Below are 20,431 nucleotides of genomic sequence, written 5' to 3' on the forward strand. Positions count from 1 at the left end.
GCGCGAGGAGGGTCCTGCGGTCCTGCTCCGAAAGGTGCAAGCCCGCCGCGGGGGGTGCTCAGCCGCGGGGCTGGACCTCGCCCATCGGCCCGAAACCCGGGGTGCCGGGGGCCTCGACGTAGATGATCTGCGGCTGGGCGGCCACGTAGTCGGGCATCTGGCCGATGGCCTTCTGGAAGTGCTCGGAGGCGACGTGGACCTTCCCGGCCTCGTCGTCGGCGAAACCCTCGACGAGGGTCCACAGGTTCGGGTCCTCGACGCTGCGGGACCAGTCGAAGAACAGGTTCCCCGGCTCGGCCCGCACCGCGTCGGTGAACTCGCGGACCAGCTCGGGCCAGCGGTCGGACAACTCGGGTTTGACGGGCCACTTCACGACGATGAGGATCACGCGCCCAGCGTAGGCAGGGACGGGGCCGGCGGCACCCGTGCCTCTCACAGGGCGAGAAACCGCGGGGCGGGCGGGCGGGCCGGTCGCAGCCCGGACCCGCCGGAGCGCCGGTGCTCCCGGACCGGGGACGTCGAGGACGCCGCGCGGTGGCACCATCGGGGGCGGGTGCGGGACGGCGACGGAGCGGGGAGGCTGCACCGGTGGGACGGGCGATCGTCAGGGACGCGGCGGTCCACGACGTGCGCGACTGGCAGCGCGTGGTCGGCGAGGCCTTCGTCCCCTTGGACGTGACCGCCACCTCGCACGGCTCCTTCCACGCCCGCATGCACGCCGTCAGCGTCGGCGGCGCCCTCGTCTCGGACCTGTCCACCGGCAGCGGGCACCTCGTCCGGCACACCCGCGCCGGCGCCGGCACCGCGCCGCCGGGGCAGGCCTACAAGGTGTCCCTGCAGTTGCGCGGCCGCTCCACCGTGCGCCAGCACGGGCGCGAGGCCGAGCTGGGGTCGGGCCAGCTCGCGGTCTACGACACCGCCGACGACTACGAGCTGTGCGGTGCGACGGGCCGGGACGGGGAGTTCCGCACCCTGGTGCTGATGGTCCCGCGCTCGCTGCTGGGCCTGGCCGCGGACCGGGTGCGCGAACTGCTGGCGGTCACGATCCCCGGGGACACCGGCAGCGCCCGGTTGCTGACGCCGCTGCTGCGCGAGGTCGCCGACGACCGCAGCCACCTGGAGCACGAGGGTTCCGGCGCCACCGTGCGCGCCGCGACGGCGCTGCTGTCGGTGACCCTGCTCGACGTGCTCGGGGCCGGGGCGGTGCCCGGCGGGCGGCTGGGGGTGGTCCAGGCGTGGATCGAGGACCACCTGGGCGAGCCCCTGGACCCGGCGGCCATCGCCGCGGCCAACCACGTCTCGACCCGCACCCTGCACGCCCTCTTCCACGCCGAGGGGCAGACCGTGGGCGGCTGGGTCCGGCGGCGCCGCCTGGAACGCTGCCGCGCGGACCTGCTGGACCCCCGCTCGGCCGGCACGACGGTGGCGGCCGTGGGCCGCCGGTGGGGTTTCCCGGACCCGGCGCACTTCTCCCGGGCGTTCCGCGGCGAGTTCGGCACGTCCCCGCGGGACCTGCGCCCCTGAGCGGGGTGGCAGCACCTGCCGATCACCCGAGCGGACGGTGCCGGCCGCGTCCCCGGACCGGGGTCGTGCCCCACCGGCGAACCCGGCTACCCCGCCCCGCGGCCGTGCCGGGCGAACACCAGGCAGGCTGCGCGGCCGATCGTCCCCCCGGCGCCGGTCACGACCGCCGTGCGCCGGCGGCAGCTCGACACCGCGTCCGCGGCAGTCGCGGCTGTACTCGTCGAGGTGCCGCTGCGCGTCGGGGACGGCGACGAGGTCGCCCTCGGCGTCGGTGACGAGCACGGCCCGGTGTGCGCGCGGGTGGCGAGCTGGACACCCGGCGCGAGGCGGATCCCGACGGCGAGCACTCCCCCTCGACGTCCGCCGTCAGCACCTCCACGTCGACCCCTCCGTCACCGCCGGAGGCGGTGGTCCCGGGGAACCGGCCGGCCTGCGCGAGCAGGGCCGGCGGGACTGCCTGCCGGTCCTGCGGTGCGGTGTCCACGGTGGGCGGCACGGTCCTGGCGATCCTCCTCACCGAGAGCCGGGCGACTCGCCCGGGAGGGTGGGCAGGTGCCCCGTCCGGGGCACTCGCCCCGGACGGACGGCGACGTGACGAGGACGGACGAGGCTCAGGCGTCGAGCGCGGCCACGTGCCGGGCGGCGAGGTCGACGTACGTGCGGGCGTTGGCCCGCACGCCCTCCAGCTCCTCGGCCGACAGTTCCCGGCGCACCTTGGCGGGCACGCCCGCGACGAGCGATCCCGGGGGGACGTCGGTGCCCTCGAGCACGACGGCGCCCGCCGCGACGAGGCTGCCGGCGCCGATGCGCGCTCCGTTGAGCACCCGGGCCCCCATGCCGATGAGCACGTCGTCGCCGACGGTGCAGCCGTGGACGACGGCGCCGTGACCGATCGACACCCCGCGCCCGACGGTGATCGGGAAGCCCGGGTCGGCGTGCAGGACGCACCCGTCCTGCACGTTGCTGCCGTCCCCGACGGTGATGCCCCCGCTGTCGGCGCGCAGCACCGCGCCGTACCAGACACCGACGTCGGCGCCGAGGTCGACGCGGCCGACGAGCGTGGCACCGGGAGCCAGGAAACCCCCGGGGCCGCGGCGGGGTTCGGCTCCTTCGAACGTCACGATCACGTGCTGTTCCTCTCCCTCGCGGTGGTCACGCGGTCCGCGGCGCGCGGGCCGAGCGCAGTTCCAGCCCGGTGGAGATCGCGTGGGCCGCGGCGGCGGTTCGATCGCCGTGCAGCGCACCGGGTCCGGGCTGGAGGCGGGACACCGGTCCCACCAGGCACACCGCGGCGAGGACCTGCCCGTCGACGACCACCGGGGCGCTCACGGAGGCGACCCCAGCCGTCCGGCTGGAGATCGACTCCACCCACGAGGGCCCGTCCGCCGACGGCGGCGCGGTGAGCACCGTAGCAGCGGAACCGCCGGCCGCCAGCGGCAGCGAACGCCCGACCCGGACGACGGCGAGGAGTTCGGAGGAGGACTCCACCGACGCCACGACGAGCCGCTCCCCACCGCGGCGGACCCACACCTGGGTGGTCTCGCCGGTGTCCCGGGTGAGCTGCTCCAGGACCGGCCGGGCGATCTCGGTCAGACCGGTGGTGCTGAGCCGGGGCCCGGGCCGGTGCAGCCCCGCGGGGTCGCGCGCGAGGAAGCCGTGGGCGACCAGCGCGGCGGCCAGCCGGTGCGCCGTCGAGACGGTCATCCCCAGCTCCCGCGCGAGGTCGGTGGCGCTGCTCGCCCGGGCCTCCGCCACGTCCAGCATGGCGATGCACTTGTCGAGCACTCCGACACCCGTTACGGTCGTTTCCACATCGCAGGACACTACTCCCACTATTTGGGAAGTGCAACGTCCGGCACGACCCCCGGCGAAGCAGCCGGGAGGGAACGCACTCGACGGGCCGAGGCCCGCCACGCGAGAGGCGGCACCATGGATCACCACGACACCCAGCGGGCACCCGGGCAGGGATCGCGTGGCCCCCTGACGGGCGTCCGCGTCCTCGACATCGGCAACGTCTTCGCCGCCCCCTTCGCCGGGGCCCTGCTCGGCGACATGGGCGCCGACGTGCTGAAGGTCGAGATGCCCGGCACGGGCGACCCGCTGCGCGGCATGCAGCCCTTCGACGGCGAGGAACCCCTGCTGTGGGCCGCGCTGGCCCGCAACAAGCGCTCCATCACCCTGGACCTGCGCCGGGAACAGGGGCAGGAGCTCCTGCTGCGCCTGGTCGCGGAGCACGACGTGCTGCTGGAGAACTTCCGGCCCGGCACCCTGACCGGCTGGGGCCTGACCGAGGAACGCCTGCGCGAGGCCAACCCCGACCTCGTCGTCGTCCACGTCAGCGGTTTCGGGCAGACCGGTCCCTACTCCCCCATGCCGGGTTTCGGCACACCGGCCACCGCCTTCAGCGGGTACCTCTACAGCACCGGTTTCCCCGACCGCGCGCCGGTGCTGCCGCCGATGAACCTCGTCGACTACGTCGCCGGCCTGTTCGCCGCGTTCGGCACCGTCACGGCGCTGTACCACCGCGACGCCCGCGGCGGCGGCGGCCAGGACGTCGACGTGGCCCTGTACGAGTCGATGCTGCGCTTCCTCGAAGGCATGATCACCGACTACGACCGGCACGGGAAGGTCCACGAGCGACAGGGGAACCAGGTTCCCGCGACCGTTCCGCTCGGGTTGTTCGCGAGTTCGGACGACGTGTGGATGGTGCTGTCCGCCAGCACCGACCGGACCTTCAACCGGCTGGCCGCGGCCATGGGGCGCGAGGACATGGTCACCGACCCGCGCTCGAGCAGCAACCGCGCCCGGGTCGAGAACCGCGAGCACGTCGACGGCATCGTCTCCGCGTGGTTCGCCGGCCGCACGGCCGCGGAGGCGCAGCAGGCGTGCGACGACGCCGGGGTCCCGCTGTCCCGCGTCAACACGATGGCCGAGGTGTTCGAGGACCCGCACGTCGCGGCCCGGGACATGCTCGTCGAGGTCGCCCACCCCAAGCTGGGGACGCTGCGCCTGCCCGGGGTCGTGCCCCGGCTGTCCCGGACACCGGGGACGATCCGCAGCACCGGCCCACGCCTGGGTGAGCACAACGCCGAGGTCTACGCCGCCCTGGGCATCGACGCCGTCGAACTCGACCGGCTCACCGGTGAGGGGATCGTCTGATGAGCACCACCGACCACCGCCACGCCTACCTGAGCGACGTCCGGCCCTCGCCGTTCGCGGTCCCCGCCCGCGTGGTCGTCAACGAGGTGGGGCCGCGCGACGGCCTGCAGCTGGAGGAGGTCGAGTTCCCGACCGCCTCGAAGATCGCCGTGGTGGACGCCCTGTCCCGCACCGGTCTCCAGCGCATCCAGGTCACGTCCTTCGTCCGGCCCGACGCCGTCCCGCAACTGGCCGACGCCGACGCCGTGATGGCCGGGATCGAGCGGGTTCCCGGCGTCGCGTACACCGTCCTGGTCCCGAACCTGCGCGGCGCCCAGCGGGCCCTGCCGCTGCAGGCCGACGGCTGGGACCTCATGCTGTCCTGCACCGACTCGCACAGCACCGCGAACGCGAACAAGCCCACCGCGCAGGCGCTGGCGGCGCTCGAACCCGTCGTGGAACTCGCCGGCGAGCACGGCGTCGAACTCACCGCGGGGGTCGCCACCTCGCTGGGCTGCCCGTTCGAGGGCCGGGTCCCCTACAGCCGGGTGCTGCAGGTCGCGGGACGGCTGCACGAGATGGGGGTGCGCCGGATGGCGCTGTGCGACACGGTGGGGGTCGCCGACCCCGCCCTCGTGCACGACGTCTGCTCGCGGTTGCGCGCCGACCTGCCCGACGTCGTCGTGACGCTGCACCTGCACGACACCCGCAACCTCGCGCTGGCCAACGTGCTGACCGGCATGGCCGCCGGGGTCACCGAGTTCGACGCCTCCGTCGGCGGGCTGGGCGGGTGCCCCTTCGCCCCCGGGGCCAGCGGGAACGTCGCCACCGAGGACCTGGTGCACATGCTCTCGCTGCTCGGCGTGGAGACCGGTGTCGACCTCGACGCGGTCGTCGGCATCGCCCGCGACCTCGTCGCGCCGCTGGTCGACCACCCGCTGGAGAGCTCGCTGTCCCGCTCCGGCCCGTCGTGGACGGTGCACGTCCCGCCGCTGCGCCAGGAACTGCCCGACCCGAGCACCCAGCTGACCGGGGCCGCCCGGTGACCGCTGCACCGCAGGAGGAGATCACCGTGAACAGCCCGACCGCCCGAACCCGCACCACCGCCGAGGCGTTCGTCGAGCAGCTCATCGCCCAGGGCGTCGACACCGTCTTCGGCATCCCCGGCGTCCAGACGTACCCGCTGTTCGACGCGCTCGCCCGCGTCCGCGACCAGATCGAGGTCGTGGTCCCCCGGCACGAGCAGGCCTGCGCCTACATGGCGATGGGCTACGCGCAGTCGACCGGCCGGCCCGGGGTGTGCAGCGTCGTCCCCGGGCCGGGCATCCTCAACGCCGCCGCCGGTCTGCTGACCGCCGCGGGCACGAGCACCCCGGTCGTCTGCCTCACCGGTGAGGTCCCCACCCCGTACATGGGGCGCGGCCTCGGGCACGTGCACGAGATGCCGGACCAGCTCGGCACCCTGCGCTCGTTCCTCAAGCACGCCGAGAACGTGCTGCACCCCGCGCAGGCCGGCGCCCGGCTGGCCGAGGCGTTCGCGCAGGCGACCAGCGGCCGGCCCGGTCCCGTCGCGGTCGCCGCGCCGTGGGACGTCCTCGGGGCGTCCGCACCGGTCCCCGAGCCCACCACGCCCCACACCCACCCCGCCCCGCAGGTGGCCGCCGGCGACCTCGCCGCCGCCGCTGACCTGCTGCGGGCCGCGCGCAACCCGATGATCATGGTGGGCAGCGGTGCCCGCGGGGCGGCCGAGGAGGTCCGCCGGCTCGCCGAACTGCTGCAGGCGCCCGTCGTGAGCCTGCGCGGCGGCCGCGGGGTCGTGGCCAACAGCCACCCCCTGGGGTTCACCTGCGCCGAGGGTTTCACGCGCTGGGCCGACACCGACCTGCTGCTGTCCATCGGCACCCGCCGCGAACTCGAGTGGTTCCGCTGGCCCGACCGCCCCGCCGGGCTGCGGACCGTCAACGTGGACATCGACCCGCGGCAGCAGGCCCGGCTGCGCCCCGACGTCGGGCTGACCGGCGACGCAGCCCAGGTCACGCGCGGTCTGCTCGACGTGCTCGGCCCCGAGGCCGGACGCCCCGACCGGACGGGGGAGTTCGCGCGCGCACGGGCGGGCAAGCGCGCCGAGATCGCCCGTTTGAAGCCGCACGCCGACCACCTCGCGGCGATCCGCGCGGCGCTGCCCGCCGACGGGTTCTTCGTCGAGGAGGTGTCCCAGGTCGGGTTCTCCTCCTACTTCGCCTTCGACGTCGAGGAACCCCGACGCTTCATCACCAGCGGGCACCAGTCGACGCTGGGGTTCGGGTTCCCGACGGCGCTCGGCGTCAAGGCCGCGCACCGCACCTCCCCGGTGGTCTCGGTGACCGGGGACGGCGGGTTCCAGTTCGCCCTGCAGGAACTGGCCACCGCCGTGCAGTTCGGGTTGGGCGTCGTCACGGTCGTCTTCGACAACGGCGCCTACGGCAACGTGCGCGCCGACCAGCAACGCCTGTTCGGCCGGCCGTTCGCCTCCGACCTGCGCAACCCCGACCTCCTCGCGCTGGCCCGTTCCTTCGGGGCCGAGGCCGTGCAGGCGCAGGACCCCGACGCGCTGGGCGACGCGGTCGAGGCCGCCCTGGCCAAGGACCTGCCGACGGTCGTGCACGTGCCCATGCCCCTGGACATGGACCGGAGCCCGTGGCCCTTCCTGGCCCCCGCTCCCACCACGCGCGGAGCGTAGGAACCAGCACCAGCACCAGCACCAGCACCAGCACCACGAGAGGAACGGCAAGACCGGGCGACCCGGTACGACCCCGCGGTCATCCTGCCCCGCGCAGTGATCCCCGCTCCCGCGACGAAGGAGTCGACGATGTCAGCTGCACCCGAGAGCCAGCACAGCACGATCCTCACGGCCGACCAGAACGCGACCTCGCCCGGCGTCTCCCCCTCAGCGGAGGCCACGCCCCCGGCCCGGTGGCGCACGGTCGCCGGCATCCCGCTGGGCTACTACGCCCTCTTCCTCGCTGTCCTGCTCACCGCCGCGGTGACCGGGAACCTGCCCCCCACGATCGTCGCGGGTTTCGCCACGACCCTGCTGGTCGGTGGCCTGTTCGCCTGGATCGGCGGTCTCGTGCCGGTGCTGCGCGACTACGGCCTGCCGACGGTGCTGTGCACGTTCGTCCCGGCGGTCCTGCTGTTCGCGGGCGTCGTGCCCGACGACCTCGCCACCGTGGTGTCGGGGTTCACCGACACCCAGGGGTTCCTCGACTTCTTCGTGGTCAGCGTCATCACCGGCTGCATCCTCGGGATGCCGCGCACCCTGCTGGTCAAGGCCGGACCGCGCTTCGCGGTGCCGCTGCTGGGGTGCCTGGCCGCGACGTTCGTCCTCGTCGGGCTGCTGGGGATCGTCACCGGTTTCGGTGCCGCCGAGGCCGTCATGTTCGTCGCCGCCCCGATCATGGCCGGCGGTCTGGGCCTGGGCGCGGTGCCCATGGCCGACATGTACGCCGCCCGCACCGGGGGCCAGGCCGGTGACTACTTCGGCGACCTGCTGTCGGCCGTCGTCCTGGCGAACGTCCTGTGCATCCTCATCGCCGGTTTCTACGGCGGTCTGAGCCGGGGCCGGCGCAAGCAGTGGTTCGCCGGGTTCAACGGGCACGGTCAGCTGCTGCGCGTGAAGGGCACCGCCGATGACCTCACGGCCCCGTCGCCGGTCACCGGGTCGCGGTTCTCGCTGCTGGCCCAGGGCATCGTCGTCGTCGGCGTGCTGGCGTTGGCCGGCACGACGCTCGGCGCGTACGCCACCTTCCTGCACCCCTACGCCTGGACCATCGTCGTCGCGGCGCTGGTGAAGGTGTTCGGGCTGCTGCCGCAGCGGCTCGAGGAGGCGACGAGCCAGTGGAGCGACCTCATGACGACGGCGTTCGTGCCCGCGCTCCTCGTCGGCGTCTCCCTCACCTACATCGACATCGCCGACGTGCTGCAGTCGCTGTCGAACCCGGCGTTCCTGGTGCTGACCGCCGCCACCGTCGTGGTCGCCACCGCGACCTCGGGGTTCCTCGGGTGGCTGGTCCGGTTCCACTTCGTCGAGGCGGCCATCACGCCCGGCCTGGTGATGGCCGACACCGGCGGCAGCGGTGACGTCTCGGTGCTGAGCGCGGCGAACCGCATGCACCTCATGCCGTTCGCGGCCCTGACCAACCGCGTGGGCGGGGCGGTCGTGCTGTTCCTGACCTCCCTCCTCGTCCCCCTGCTGGCCCGGTGACCGTCGTGGCGGGCCACGGGGGGACGGCTCGGGCGTGAGGAACTACGAGGTGGGGGTCCTGCCCGGTGACGGCATCGGCCCCGAGGTGACCCGCGCCGCCTGCCGGGTCGTGACCGCCGCCGCGGCGGGCGCGGGCCTGCGGGTGCGGATGACCGAGCACCCGGCCGGTTCGGCCGTGTACCGCGACACCGGCACGAGCATGGGCGAGGAGGTGTTCGCCGCCCTGGGGGCGGCCGACGCGGTCCTGCTCGGGGCGATGGGCCTGCCCTCGATCCGCCGGCCGGACGGCACCGAGGAGGGCCCGCAGGTGGACCTGCGGGACCGGTTCGGCCTGTTCGCCAGCCTGCGGCCGTGCCGGCGCTACCCCGGTGTCCCCAGCCGGGTGGACGCCCCGGACGTCGACCTCCTGGTGGTGCGCGAGACGACGGAGGGCCTGTTCGCGGGCCGTCACGACGAGGTCACCCCGTCGGCGGAGTCGAGCAGCGACCGGATGACCATCACCCGGGCCACCAGCGAACTGCTGTTCGAGCTGTGCTTCGCCCAGGCGCGCAACCGGCGGGACGCGGGCCGCTCGGTGGGCCGGGTGACGTTGTTCGACAAGGCGAACGCCCTGCGCAGCCAGGCGTTCCTGCGCTCGGTGTTCCTCGAGGTGGCCCGGCGCCACGCGGACGTGCAGTCGGAGTGCCTCCACGTCGACGCCGGCGCCATGATGCTCGTCACCGAACCCGAGCGCTTCGACGTCGTCGTGTGCGAGAACGTGTTCGGCGACATCGTCTCCGAGGTCGCGGCCGGTGTCGTCGGGGGGCTGGGCGTGGCGCCGTCGGCCGACGTGAGCCTGACCCGCGGCGTGTTCCAGCCCAGCCACGGCTCGGCGCCCGACCTGGCCGGGAGGGACGTCGCGAACCCGGTGGCCGCCGTGCTGTCCGGCGCGATGATGCTGCGCTGGCTGGGTGAGCGGCACGCCGACGACCGGGCCCTGGCCGCCGCCCGGGCCGTGGAGGCGGCGGTCGAGGCGGTCCTGGCCGGCGGCCCGCGGACCCGGGACCTGGGCGGCTCCGCCGGCACCGGGGAGGTCACCGCGGCCCTCGAGGACGCGGTGACCTCCCGGGTCGCCGTGCGCTCCTGACCGCGGCCGGTTCAGGCCCCCAGGGCGCGCGCCAGCTGCACCGCGGCCCGCGTCAGCCGGTCCACCAGCGGCTGCGGCGGGGCGTTCTCGCCGTCGAGGTGCACCACGGCCAGGGCGCAGGGTTCACCGAGGTGCGCGGGGACGGGTACCGCCACCGACCGCAGCCCCGGCACGACCTCGTCGTGGGACACGGCCCACCCCTGCCTGCGCACCACCTCGACCTCCGCGGCGCGGGCGGACGACCCCGCCGCCCCGGCCGCCTGGAGGGCGAGCCCGGGGGCACCGGCGGCCAGCGGGTGCACGGTTCCCGGCCGCTGCGCCAGGCTGGCCCCGTGGTGGCGGGGTTCGACGCTGGCCAGGGTGACGCACTCGGACCCCCGGGCCACCACGACGAACGCGGTCATCCCCACCTCCTCGACCACCTGCTCCAGCACGCGCTCGGCCGCCGCGCGCAGGTCCGGCAGCACGCCCCGAGACAGCACCGCCAGGCCGATGCCGGGGCGGTAGCGGCCGCCCTCGTCGCGCTCGGCCAGCCGGTGGTGCTCCAGCGTGCGCAGCAGCCGGTAGGCGATCGACCGGTGCACGCCGAGCGCGGCGGCGGCCTCGTCGACGCTCAGGCCGCGCGGCGCGGCGGCCAGTTCCTCCAGCACCCGCAACCCGCGCGACAGCGTCTGCGAGACGGCGGTCCCTGCTCCCACCACGGCGACTGCTCCGTTCCGTTCCTCGGGGAACCCGAGGAGGCACCTCGACGCCGTCCCCTTGACCGGCCCGTGGCCCGACCCTAGCGTCGTTCTGCCTGCGAAACACGAGTTCTCATGTCGAACTCGGCAGCGTGCTCCACGAGTGCCGCGACACCGACGTCCGGGAGGACCGACCATGCAGTTCCACCACCACGGTTACGTCTCCGGCGACCCGCGCGTCGCACCGGCCGCGCCCGGCGCGACGTGGACCGAGGGCCTGCCCGACGAGGTCGACGTCCTCATCGTGGGGGCCGGTCCGGCCGGCGTCCTGCTCGCCGCGCAGCTCGCGCAGTTCCCCTCCCTCACCACCCGCCTCGTCGAGCGCCGCGAGGGCCGGCTGGAGATCGGCCAGGCCGACGGCATCCAGGCCCGCAGCGTGGAGACGTTCCAGGCCTTCGGGTTCGCCGGCCGCATCACCGAGGAGGCCTACCGCATCACCGAGATGTGCTTCTGGGCGCCGGACCCGTCCGACCCCGCGAGGATCGTCCGCACCGCGCGCGAGAAGGACGACCCGCACGGCATCAGCGAGTTCCCGCACCTCATCGTCAACCAGGCCCGGGTGCTGGACCACTTCACCGAGGTCATGCGGAACTCCCCCACCCGCATGGGCACCGACTACGGCTGGGAGTTCGTCGACCTGCGGGTGCACGAGGGGCGCGAGCACCCCGTGGAGGTCCACCTGCGGACCACCGCGGGCGTCGACCGCACCGTCCACGCCAAGTACGTCGTGGGGTGCGACGGGGCCCGCAGCGGGGTGCGCCGCTCCATCGGCCGCTCGCTGACCGGCGACGCCGCCCTGCACGCCTGGGCCGTCATGGACGTCCTGGCCGTCACCGACTTCCCCGACATCCGCACCAAGTGCGCCATCCAGTCCGCCCACGGCAGCATCCTGCACATCCCCCGCGAGGGCGGGCACCTGTTCCGCATGTACGTCGACCTGGGCGACACCGCCGCCGACGACGCCGGCGCGGTGCGCACCACCACCGTCGAGACGGCGATCGAGCGGGCCAACGCGATCCTGCACCCGTACACCCTCGACGTGAAGGACGTCGCCTGGTACAGCGTGTACGAGGTCGGGCACCGGCTGACGGACAGGTTCGACGACGTCCCGCACGACCTGCCCGCGGAGCAGGAGCGCGACCCGCGCGTGTTCATCGCCGGCGACGCCTGCCACACCCACAGCGCCAAGGCCGGTCAGGGCATGAACGTGTCCATGCAGGACGCGTTCAACCTCGGCTGGAAGCTCGCGCACGTCCTCACCGGCCGCAGCCCGGCCTCGCTGCTGCGCACGTACTCGGCCGAGCGCCAGGTCATCGCGCAGAACCTCATCGACTTCGACAAGGAGTGGTCGACCCTCATGGCCAAGAAGCCGGAGGACTTCGACGACCCGGGCCGGCTCGGCGAGTTCTACACGACCACCGCGGAGTTCCCCGCCGGTTTCCGCACCCACTACCCCGCCTCGCAGGTCGTCGCCGGGGACGGGCACCAGGACCTCGCGAAGGCGTTCACGGTGGGCAAGCGGTTCAAGTCCCCCCGCGTGTCCCGCGTCGCCGACGGCAACCCCGTGCACCTGGGCCACCACGCCCGCGCCGACGGCCGCTGGCGGCTGTACGCGTTCGCCGACGCCGCCGGGGGTGCCGCCCCCGGGCCGGCGCTGGAGGCGTGGGCGCGGTGGCTGGCCACCGACCCGGCCTCCCCGGTCGTGGCGCACACCCGCGACGGTGAGGACCTCGACGCCCTGTTCGACGTGAAGGTCGTGTTCCCGGTGCCGCACACCGGGGTCGACCTGGGGACCGTCCCGGCGGTGTTCCTGCCGCGCACCGGCCCGTTCGGCCTGGTCGACCACGAGAAGGTGTACGCCCTGCACCCGGACGAGGACGTCTTCACCGACCGCGGGATCGACCCCGCCGGGTGCGTCGTGGCCGTCCGCCCCGACCAGTACGTCGCCGCGGTCGTCCCGCTGACCGACCGCGAGGAACTGCCGCGCTTCTTCGCCGGGGTGTTCTCCTCCCCGGCCTGAGGACCCCCGGCACGTGACGGGGCCCGCACCCTCGGGGGGTGCGGGCCCTGTCGCGTCGGGAGGACGGTCAGACCGCCGCCGCGGCGACCCCGGCGCCGGCGGTGGCCGCGATCAGCGCCCGGGCCGCCTTCTCGCCGATCAGGATCGAGGGCGCGTTGGTGTTCCCCGCCGGGATCGTCGGGATCACCGAGGCGTCGGCCACGTGCAGGCCGGCCAGGCCGTGGACGCCCAGGGTCCGCGGGTCGACGACGGCCAGCTCGTCGGTCCCCATCCGGGCCGTGCCGACCTGGTGGTGGTAGGTGCCGACGTTCTGCCGCACGTACTCCTCCAGCTCCGGGCCCTCCAGCCCCGCGGCGGGGTGCAGCTCGCGCGGCCCCCACCTGGCGAGCGCGGGCTGTCGCGCGACCCGGCGGGCCTGCTGCACCGAGGCGACGAGGGAGGCCACGTCGTCGGGGTGGGCCAGCGCGCCCAGGTCGATGGCCGTCGGGTCGGCCGGGTCCGGCCCGGTCAGCGTGAGCGTCCCCCGGCTCTTCGGGGTGACCAGGGCGGCGTAGATCGTGAACGCGTTGGCCGGGCCGCTGAGGGTGTCGCCGTACATCGGCACGGAGAACACCAGCGGCTGCGTGTCGGGGCGGTCCAGGCCGGGACGCGAGCGCCACCACCAGTGCACCTGGGTGGCGCTCTGGCCCGGTCCGGGCAGCGGGATCTCCCGCTCGGTCTCGACGATCACCGGGACGAGCAGGTGGTCGTGCAGGTTCTTCCCGACCCCGGGCAGGTCGTGCACGGGGTCGATCCCGAGGGCGGCGAGCTCGGCGGCGGGGCCGATGCCCGAGCGGAGCAGGATCCGCGGGGTGTCCAGCGCACCGGCCGACAGCACGACGGTGTCGGCCCGCACCTCGTGCACCGAGCCGTCTTCCACGGCGTACCGGAGCCCGCGCACGGCGCCGGCCTCGACGAGCAGGTCGTGCACCCAGGCGCCGGTGACGACCTGGAGCCGGGGGTGGTCCAGGACGGGGCGCAGGTAGGCGTGCCAGGTGTTGAAGCGGCGCCCGTCGCGGGTCGTGACCTGCTCGGGGGCGACGCCGTCGAGGCGGCCGGCGTTGTAGTCGGCGACGCGGTCGATCCCGGCCTGCTGGGCGGCGTCCAGGACGGCCTGCTGCAGCGGGTTCAGCGGGTAGTCGGCGACGACGTCGAGCAGCCCGTCGGCGCCGTGGACGTCGCTGGCCCCGTGCTGGAAGTTCTCGATGTCGCGGAAGACGGGCAGGACGTCGTCCCAGCCCCAGCCCTCGTTGCCGGCGCGGGCCCAGTCGTCGTAGTCCTCCCGGCAGCCGCGGACCCAGATGCAGGCGTTCAGGGCGTGCGAACCGCCGACGACCTTGCCGCGGGGCAGGAACAGCCGGCGGCCGGCGGCCCCGGCCTGGGGGACGGTGTGGTAGTTCCAGTCGACCTCGGAGCGCCACAGCTCCCCCAGCCGGGCGAGCTCGGCGATGGCGGGGTTCGTCTCGGGCGGGCCAGCTTCGAGCAGCAGCACGGAGCGGCCGGCGTCGAGCAGGCGCCGGGCGACGACGGACCCGGCCGACCCGGCGCCGACGACGATGACGTCGGGGTCCATCAGGACTCCTTGCGCCGGGTGACGACCTTGGGGACGGCGACGTGCTTGAGCCCCTCGACGCCGAACTCCAGGCCGTAGCCGGAGCTCTTGACCCCGCCGAACGGGGCCATGGGGTGCACGTTGCCGTGGGCGTTGATCCAGACGGTCCCGGCCTCGATGCGGTCGGCGACCTCCTGAGCCCTGGCGGGGTCGGAGGACCAGACGGAACCGCCGAGGCCCACGTCGAGCCGGTTGGCGCTGGCGATGGCGTCCTCGACGTCGGTGTACTTCACGATGGGCAGCGCCGGGCCGAACTGCTCCTGGTCGACGAGCGGGTCGCCGTCGTGCAGGCCGGTGACCAGGGTGATCGGGTAGAACAGCGGGCCGAGGTCGGTGGCGGGTGCGCCGCCGGTGACGATCGTGCCGCCGCGCTGCCTGGCGTCCTCGACCAGACCGGCGACGACGTCGAACTGCATGGAGTTCTGCACCGGACCCAGGACGCTGTCCTCGTCCAGGCTCGGGCCCATCGGCATGGCCTTGGCGACCTCGGCGAGGGCGGCGACGACCTCGTCGTGGATGGACTCGTGCACGTAGAGGCGCTTGAGGGCCGCGCAGGTCTGGCCGGTGTTGATGAACGCGCCCCAGAACAGGTCCTGGGCGATCGCGGCGGGGTCGGCGTCGGGCAGGACGATGCCGGCGTCGTTGCCGCCGAGCTCGAGGGTCAGCCGGGCCAGGTTCGCCCCGGAGCTCTCCACGATCTTGCGGCCGGTGGCGGTGGAGCCGGTGAACATGATCTTGCGGACGGCGGGGTGGGCCACCAGCCGGGCACCGACGTCGCGGCCGCCGGCGACCGCCGTGAGCACGCCCTCGGGCAGTTCCTCGGCGAAGATCGAGATGAGCGCCAGGACGCTCAGCGGGGTGAACTCCGACGGTTTGACGACGACGGTGTTGCCCATCCGCAGCGACGGGGCGACCTGCCAGACGGTGATCATCAGCGGCCAGTTCCAGGGGCCGACGGCGGCCACGACCCCCAGCGGGCGGTAGGTGAGCACCGAGACCTGCTGGCCGTCGTCGACGACGACCTCCTCCTCGAGCACGGTGGCGGCCGCGGCGCGCAGCCAGGCCGAGCAGGCGCCGACCTCGAAGCGGGCGTTCGGTCCGTTGAGGGGTTTGCCCTGCTCGCGGGCCAGCAACCGGGCCAGCGCCTCGGCCTGGGCGTCGATGCGGTCGGCGATGCGGTTCAGGCGGGCGCTGCGCTCGGCGTGCCCCAGCCCCGCCCAGGCGGCCTGCGCGGACCCCGCCGCGGCGAGGGCGCGTTCGAGGTCGTCGACGGTGTGGCGCGGCGCGCGGCCGAGCAGCCGGCCGGTGGCCGGTTCGAAGATCTCCTCGCCCTCACCCTCGCCCACGCTCACGCGGGCGAGCAGGGCGTCTTCGGGGGCGTCCACCGTCGCGGTCGTCCCCGTGGTGGTCGTGTGCTGTGCGGACACCGTGGTCCTCCTCGTCGAGCCTCGGCTGGGGGGGGGGGGGGGGGGGGGGGGGGGGGGGGGGGGGGGGGGGGGCGGGCCGGGGCGCGGGGGGGGGGGGGGGGGGCGGGGGGCGGGGGGGGGGGGGGCGGGTGTGCGCCCCCCCCCCCCCCCCCTGCTGGGAGTGTCCGCCGTCCACGGCCCCGCGGCTTGTCCCTGCGCGCACGACGCTGTGCGCGGGGTGCACTCCTGCGGGTGCGCTCCCACCGGGTTCACCCCGGGGGGCTGAACACCGCCGAGGCCGTCCGGGCGAACGCCTCGGCGGCGCGGCTGAGCCGGGCGCCGCGCGAGCGGGCCAGCAGGACCCGCACGTCGGGCACGTCGTCGGTGATCTCCAGGGCCGCGACGCCCAGCCCCTCGTAGGTGGTCCCGGTGCCGGGCCGCTGCACCAGGAAGCTCCAGCCGAACCCGCGGCCCACGAGGGCCCGCACGGTCTCCAGCCCCGCGGCCCGGTACCGCACGGCGGGTTCGACCCCGACGTGGCGGAACACCGAGAAGGCGTGCCGGGAGCTGGGCGGCAGGTCCAGCAGCACGAACGGTTCGGCCGCGACGTCGCGCAGCGACACCCGCCCGGCGCCGGCGAGCGGGTGGCCGGCGGCGAGCAGCACGTGCGGGCGGGTGCGGAACAGCTCCAGGCCGGCGACGTCGTCGCGCAGCTGCATGTCGTAGAGCACCGCGACGTCCACCTCGCCGCTGGCCAGGCCGTCCTGCAGGGAGTCCTGGTCGGCTTCGAGGAACCGCGCGGCCACCCGCGGGTGCTCGGCGGTGAACGCGGACAGCAGCGGGGGAAGGCAGGTGGGGGCCAGCGTGTGGTAGCAGCCGAGGGTCAGGTTCCCGCTGACGTCACCGCCGGTCCCGCCGCCCACCTCGGCCAGTTCCCCGGCGTGGTCCAGCAGCGCCCGGGACCGGCGCAGCAGGTCCTGGCCGGCCGCCGTCAGGGTGATGCCGTGCGCCTTGCGGCGCACGCACAGCTGCACCCCGAGGGCGTGCTCCAGCTTCTCCACCGCCGAGGCCACCGCGGACGGGGAGATCACCAGCAGTTCGGCCGCACCGGTGATCGTCCCCGTCTCGGCGACCGTGACGAAGTACAGCAGCTGGCGCAGCGACCAGGCCGGCGCCTGGCGCGCCGGCCCCGGGCTCGCCTGCGGGTTCACACCTGGTGCCCCACCTTGAACCCCTGCTCGACGACGCCGTCCGCGGCGTCCTCCTTGCGGGTGTAGGAGAACCCGTCGGCCCCGATCGTCACGTCGGACTCGCGGTCGTCGGTGCGCTCCACGACCTCGCGCGGGTTCCCGTCGAGGTCGAGCACCGTGGAGGCGTTCGCGTACCAGGACGGCACGACGGGGTTGCCCCACCAGTCGCGGCGCTGGTTGTCGTGAACGTCCCAGGTGATGACGGGGTTGTCGGGGTCGCCGGTGTAGTAGTCGTGCGTGTAGATCTCGATGCGGTGCCCGTCGGGGTCGAGCAGGTAGAGGTAGAAGGCGTTGGAGACGCCGTGCCGGCCGGGGCCGCGCTCGATCTGGTCCGAGCGGCGGACCGCGCCGAGGTGGTCGCACAGGTGCAGGATCTGGCTGCGCTCGTGGGTGGCGAACGCGATGTGGTGCATGCGCGGTCCGTCGCCGCCGGTGAGGGCGACGTCGTGGACGGTCGGCTTGCGGTACATCCAGGCCGCGTAGACGGTGCCCTCGTCGTCCTCGATGTCCTCGGACACCTTGAACCCCAGGCCCTCGTAGTAGTCCCGCGCGGCGGGCACGTCGGGGGTGACGACGTTGAAGTGGTCCAGGCGGGAGATCGCCCCGGCGCCGTGCAGGTCGTAGCGCTGGGTGAAGCGCTCGACGTGCTCGGCCTCGTGGAAGAACTCCACGGGGAACCCGAGCGGGTCGACGACCTGGACCGCCTCGCCGATGCCCCGGGTGTGCCCGGCGGCGACGCGGCGGACCTCGACGCCCAGCGCGCGGTAGTACGCCTCGGCCAGGTCGAGGTCCTGCGGGGTGCGGACGCGGTAGGCGAACTTCGCCAGCGCCGCGACGGGCCCCTGCCGCACGACCAGGGAGTGGTGCAGGTACTCCTCGAAAGCCCGCAGGTACAGGGCGTCCTCGGTCTCGTGGGTGACGACGAGGCCGAGCAGCTCGGTGTAGAACCACTTCGACCGCTGCAGGTCGGTGACGACGAGCTCGGCGTAGGCGCAGCGGATGACGTCGGGCGGCGTGGGCAGGTCAGCGGGCAGGTCGGTGCTCACGGGGTTTCCTCGTCTTCGAGAAGGGGTGGTCAGTGCTGGTCGGCCGCGCCGAAGCGGGCGGTGTGGACGTCGCCGAGGGTGATGTGGACGGCCTGCTGCTCGGAGTAGAAGTCCAGGGACCGGTACCCGCCCTCGTGGCCCAGGCCGGAGGCCTTGACCCCGCCGAACGGGCTGCGCAGGTCGCGGACGTTGTGGGAGTTCAGCCAGACCATGCCCGCCTCGATGGCGTGCGCGACGCGGTGCCCGCGGGTCAGGTCGGAGGTCCACACGTAACCGGCGAGGCCGTACTTGACGTCGTTGGCCAGGCGGATCGCGTCGGCCTCGTCCTCGAAGGGCGTGATCGCCACGACGGGACCGAAGATCTCCTCCTGGAAGATCCGCGCGGTGGGGGGCACGTCGGCGAACACGGTGGGGGCCAGGTAGTTCCCCACGGGCAGGCCGTCGGGGCGGCCGCCGCCGGCGACGAGCCGGCCCTCGGTCTTGCCGATCTCGACGTAGCCCACGACGCGCTCGTAGTGCTCGGGGTGGACGAGGGCGCCGACCTCGGTGCGCGGGTCGTGCGGGTTCCCGACGACGATGTTCTTCGCGCGGGCGGCGTACCGCTCGACGAACTCGTCGTAGATGCTGCGCTGCACCAGGATGCGCGACCCCGCGGTGCAGCGTTCCCCGTTGAGGGAGAACACCCCGAACAGGGTGGAGTCCAGCGCGGCCTCGAGGTCGGCGTCGGCGAAGACGACGGCGGGCGACTTGCCGCCGAGTTCCATCGACATGCCCTTGAGGTGGGTCGCGGAGTTCTGGAAGATCAGCTGACCGGTCGTGGTCTCGCCGGTGAAGGAGATGAGCCGGGTCTGCGGGTGCTTGACCAGGGCGTCCCCGGCCTCCTCGCCGATGCCGTTGACGAGGTTGAACACGCCCTTCGGCAGTCCGGCCTCGGTGAAGATCTGCGCCCACAGGCTCGCCGACAGCGGGGTGAACTCGGCGGGTTTGAGCACGACGCTGCACCCGGAGGCGATGGAGGGGGCCAGCTTCCAGCTCTCCAGCATGAAGGGGGTGTTCCACGGCGTGATGAGCCCGGCGACCCCGACGGGTTTGCGGTTGACGTAGTTGATCTGCTTGCCGGGGACCTTGTAGGCGTCGTCGGTCTGGGCGACGATCAGGTCGGCGAAGAAGCGGAAGTTCTCCGCGGCCCGCTGCGCCTGGCCGAGGGCCTGGGTGATGGGCAGGCCGGTGTCGAAGGTCTCCAGCTCGGCGAGGCGGGTGTCGCTGGCCTCGACGAGGTCGGCGATCCGGTTGAGGACGCGGGCCCGGGCCCGAGCCGGTCTCCCGGCCCACTCGCCGGAGTCGAAGGAGCGCTGGGCGGCCTGGACGGCGGCGTCGACGTCGGCCGCCTTCCCGGCCGCGGCGGTGGCGTAGTCCTCGTTCGTCACCGGGTCCAGGACGCCGAAGACGGCGCCGTCGACGGAGTCGCGCAGTTCGCCGTCGATGAAGTGCTGCAGGTGGGTGGGCAGGCCCTCGGGCACGTGCCGGGTGGTGGCCTGGGCGCCGGTCTCCACGGTGGTCATGGTCGTCTCCTCGGGTCGTGGGAGGTGGGCTGGGCGGTCGCGGGGTCGCGCGCCTCGTGGGCCAGGACGGCCCGCAGCGTCGCGGAGCGGTGCTCGCGGGCGGCCGCCTCGACGGTGGGCGCGTCGGCGCCGGCGGCGATGAGGTCGAGCAGCGCGTCGTGCTCGGCCACGGACTGGTGGGTGCGGTCGGGGACCAGGGAGAACACGCTGGTGCGCAGCGTCGCGAGCCGGTGCCAGCCGCGGTCCACGAGGTCCAGCAGGTGCGGGTTGGGGCAGGGCGCGGCCAGCGTCCGGTGCAGCCGCTGGTTGAGCTGGCTGAAGCGCTGGGTGTCGAACTCCCCCGCCGGCTGGCCGAGCTCGGCGCGCATCAGGTCGTTGAGCCGCCGGGCTTCGGCGAGGTCGGCGGCGGTCAGCAGCGGGAGCGCCTGGCCGACGGCGGCCCCCTCTACGACGGCCAGGGTCTCCATCGTCCACCGGTACTCCACGGGGTCGAGGCCGCGGACGGTGGCTCCCACGTTGCGCTCGAACTCGACGAGCGATTCCGCCTCGAGCCGGCGGATCGCCTCGCGGACCGGGACGGGGGACGACCCGAGCTCGCGGGCCAGGGAGCCGAGGACGAGCCGGTACCCGGGCGTGTACCGGCCCGAGACGATCCGTTCCCGGATCAGCTCGTAGGCCTGCTCGACCTTGGAGGTGGCGGCTCCCGCCACCGGGCCTGGACCCAC

17 protein-coding genes are annotated in these 20,431 nt (G+C 74.2%); 7 read left to right on the forward strand and 10 right to left on the reverse strand.

The window, feature by feature from the left end:
• Window positions 1–58 precede the first annotated feature (58 nt).
• On the reverse strand, window positions 59–388 hold the full coding sequence (locus ACRYRX_RS08820; RefSeq protein WP_432511476.1) for a putative quinol monooxygenase: 330 nt from the start codon (window positions 386–388) through the stop codon (window positions 59–61).
• 200 nt (window positions 389–588) lie between these two features.
• Between ACRYRX_RS08820 and ACRYRX_RS08825 the strand changes: the two genes are divergently transcribed.
• A complete protein-coding gene (locus ACRYRX_RS08825) occupies window positions 589–1,524 on the forward strand; it encodes an AraC-like ligand-binding domain-containing protein (protein ID WP_432511477.1) in 936 nt (311 codons plus the stop codon).
• Window positions 1,525–2,135: 611 nt separating this feature from the next.
• On the opposite strand, the gene ACRYRX_RS08830 is transcribed toward ACRYRX_RS08825, so the two are convergent.
• Both ACRYRX_RS08830 and ACRYRX_RS08835 read right to left on the reverse strand, forming a co-directional pair.
• Window positions 2,136–2,645 carry a gamma carbonic anhydrase family protein gene (locus tag ACRYRX_RS08830; RefSeq protein ID WP_432511478.1) on the reverse strand — a complete coding sequence of 170 codons (510 nt, stop codon included), beginning with the start codon at window positions 2,643–2,645 and terminating at the stop codon, window positions 2,136–2,138.
• A gap of 31 nt (window positions 2,646–2,676) precedes the next feature.
• Window positions 2,677–3,309: an IclR family transcriptional regulator domain-containing protein gene (locus ACRYRX_RS08835; RefSeq protein WP_432511479.1), complete on the reverse strand. Its 633-nt coding sequence runs from the start codon at window positions 3,307–3,309 to the stop codon at window positions 2,677–2,679.
• 144 nt (window positions 3,310–3,453) lie between these two features.
• Between ACRYRX_RS08835 and ACRYRX_RS08840 the strand changes: the two genes are divergently transcribed.
• The 5 genes from ACRYRX_RS08840 (at window position 3,454) to ACRYRX_RS08860 (ending at window position 10,031) form a co-directional block, all read left to right on the forward strand.
• The gene (locus ACRYRX_RS08840; protein WP_432511480.1) at window positions 3,454–4,683 is read left to right on the forward strand and encodes a CaiB/BaiF CoA transferase family protein; all 1,230 of its coding nucleotides are present in this window, start codon (window positions 3,454–3,456) and stop codon (window positions 4,681–4,683) included.
• A complete protein-coding gene (locus ACRYRX_RS08845) occupies window positions 4,683–5,708 on the forward strand; it encodes a hydroxymethylglutaryl-CoA lyase (protein WP_432511481.1) in 1,026 nt (341 codons plus the stop codon). Before ACRYRX_RS08840 ends, ACRYRX_RS08845 begins: the two co-directional genes overlap by 1 nt.
• A 26-nt stretch (window positions 5,709–5,734) precedes the next feature.
• Window positions 5,735–7,381 carry a thiamine pyrophosphate-dependent enzyme gene (locus tag ACRYRX_RS08850; RefSeq protein WP_432511482.1) on the forward strand — a complete coding sequence of 549 codons (1,647 nt, stop codon included), beginning with the start codon at window positions 5,735–5,737 and terminating at the stop codon, window positions 7,379–7,381.
• Between the two features lie 129 nt (window positions 7,382–7,510).
• Window positions 7,511–8,905 carry a 2-hydroxycarboxylate transporter family protein gene (locus ACRYRX_RS08855; protein ID WP_432511483.1) on the forward strand — a complete coding sequence of 465 codons (1,395 nt, stop codon included), beginning with the start codon at window positions 7,511–7,513 and terminating at the stop codon, window positions 8,903–8,905.
• A 34-nt stretch (window positions 8,906–8,939) separates the two neighbouring features.
• Entirely contained in the window at window positions 8,940–10,031 is a 1,092-nt protein-coding gene (locus ACRYRX_RS08860; protein ID WP_432511484.1) for an isocitrate/isopropylmalate dehydrogenase family protein, read from the forward strand.
• 11 nt (window positions 10,032–10,042) lie between these two features.
• On the opposite strand, the gene ACRYRX_RS08865 is transcribed toward ACRYRX_RS08860, so the two are convergent.
• A complete protein-coding gene (locus ACRYRX_RS08865) occupies window positions 10,043–10,732 on the reverse strand; it encodes an IclR family transcriptional regulator (protein WP_432511485.1) in 690 nt (229 codons plus the stop codon).
• Window positions 10,733–10,907: 175 nt separating this feature from the next.
• Between ACRYRX_RS08865 and ACRYRX_RS08870 the strand changes: the two genes are divergently transcribed.
• Entirely contained in the window at window positions 10,908–12,791 is a 1,884-nt protein-coding gene (locus ACRYRX_RS08870; protein WP_432511486.1) for an FAD-dependent monooxygenase, read from the forward strand.
• A gap of 67 nt (window positions 12,792–12,858) precedes the next feature.
• Here the strand turns inward: ACRYRX_RS08870 and ACRYRX_RS08875 are convergent, their stop codons facing one another.
• From ACRYRX_RS08875 to ACRYRX_RS08900, 6 genes are all read right to left on the reverse strand, one after another.
• Entirely contained in the window at window positions 12,859–14,403 is a 1,545-nt protein-coding gene (locus ACRYRX_RS08875; protein ID WP_432511487.1) for a GMC family oxidoreductase, read from the reverse strand.
• The gene (locus ACRYRX_RS08880) at window positions 14,403–15,869 is read right to left on the reverse strand and encodes an aldehyde dehydrogenase family protein (RefSeq protein WP_432511488.1); all 1,467 of its coding nucleotides are present in this window, start codon (window positions 15,867–15,869) and stop codon (window positions 14,403–14,405) included. Before ACRYRX_RS08880 ends, ACRYRX_RS08875 begins: the two co-directional genes overlap by 1 nt.
• Window positions 15,870–16,117: 248 nt before the next feature.
• Window positions 16,118–17,059, reverse strand: a complete 942-nt coding sequence (locus ACRYRX_RS08885) for a LysR substrate-binding domain-containing protein (protein WP_432511489.1) — start codon at window positions 17,057–17,059, stop codon at window positions 16,118–16,120.
• A complete protein-coding gene (hpaD, locus tag ACRYRX_RS08890; RefSeq protein ID WP_432511490.1) occupies window positions 17,056–18,144 on the reverse strand; it encodes a 3,4-dihydroxyphenylacetate 2,3-dioxygenase in 1,089 nt (362 codons plus the stop codon). The genes ACRYRX_RS08885 and hpaD overlap by 4 nt, the downstream gene beginning before the upstream one ends.
• 29 nt (window positions 18,145–18,173) lie before the next feature.
• Window positions 18,174–19,706: a 5-carboxymethyl-2-hydroxymuconate semialdehyde dehydrogenase gene (hpaE, locus tag ACRYRX_RS08895; RefSeq protein ID WP_432511491.1), complete on the reverse strand. Its 1,533-nt coding sequence runs from the start codon at window positions 19,704–19,706 to the stop codon at window positions 18,174–18,176.
• Complete coding sequence (locus tag ACRYRX_RS08900; protein WP_432511492.1) at window positions 19,703–20,431, reverse strand: GntR family transcriptional regulator; 729 nt, start codon at window positions 20,429–20,431, stop codon at window positions 19,703–19,705. Before ACRYRX_RS08900 ends, hpaE begins: the two co-directional genes overlap by 4 nt.

Origin of the sequence: Kineococcus lubricus (assembly GCF_050871965.1) — a bacterium.
Lineage (GTDB): Bacteria > Actinomycetota > Actinomycetes > Actinomycetales > Kineococcaceae > Kineococcus.

Bases quoted from the DNA above. Each gene is read 5' to 3' on its own strand.
- ACRYRX_RS08840 (WP_432511480.1), top strand. From the start codon at position 3,454: ATGGATCACCACGACACCCAGCGGGCACCCGGGCAGGGATCGCGTGGC.
- ACRYRX_RS08845 (WP_432511481.1), top strand. From the start codon at position 4,683: ATGAGCACCACCGACCACCGCCACGCCTACCTGAGCGACGTCCGGCCC.
- ACRYRX_RS08855 (WP_432511483.1), top strand. From the start codon at position 7,511: ATGTCAGCTGCACCCGAGAGCCAGCACAGCACGATCCTCACGGCCGAC.
- ACRYRX_RS08870 (WP_432511486.1), top strand. From the start codon at position 10,908: ATGCAGTTCCACCACCACGGTTACGTCTCCGGCGACCCGCGCGTCGCA.
- ACRYRX_RS08875 (WP_432511487.1), bottom strand. From the start codon at position 14,403: ATGGACCCCGACGTCATCGTCGTCGGCGCCGGGTCGGCCGGGTCCGTC.
- hpaE (WP_432511491.1), bottom strand. From the start codon at position 19,706: ATGACCACCGTGGAGACCGGCGCCCAGGCCACCACCCGGCACGTGCCC.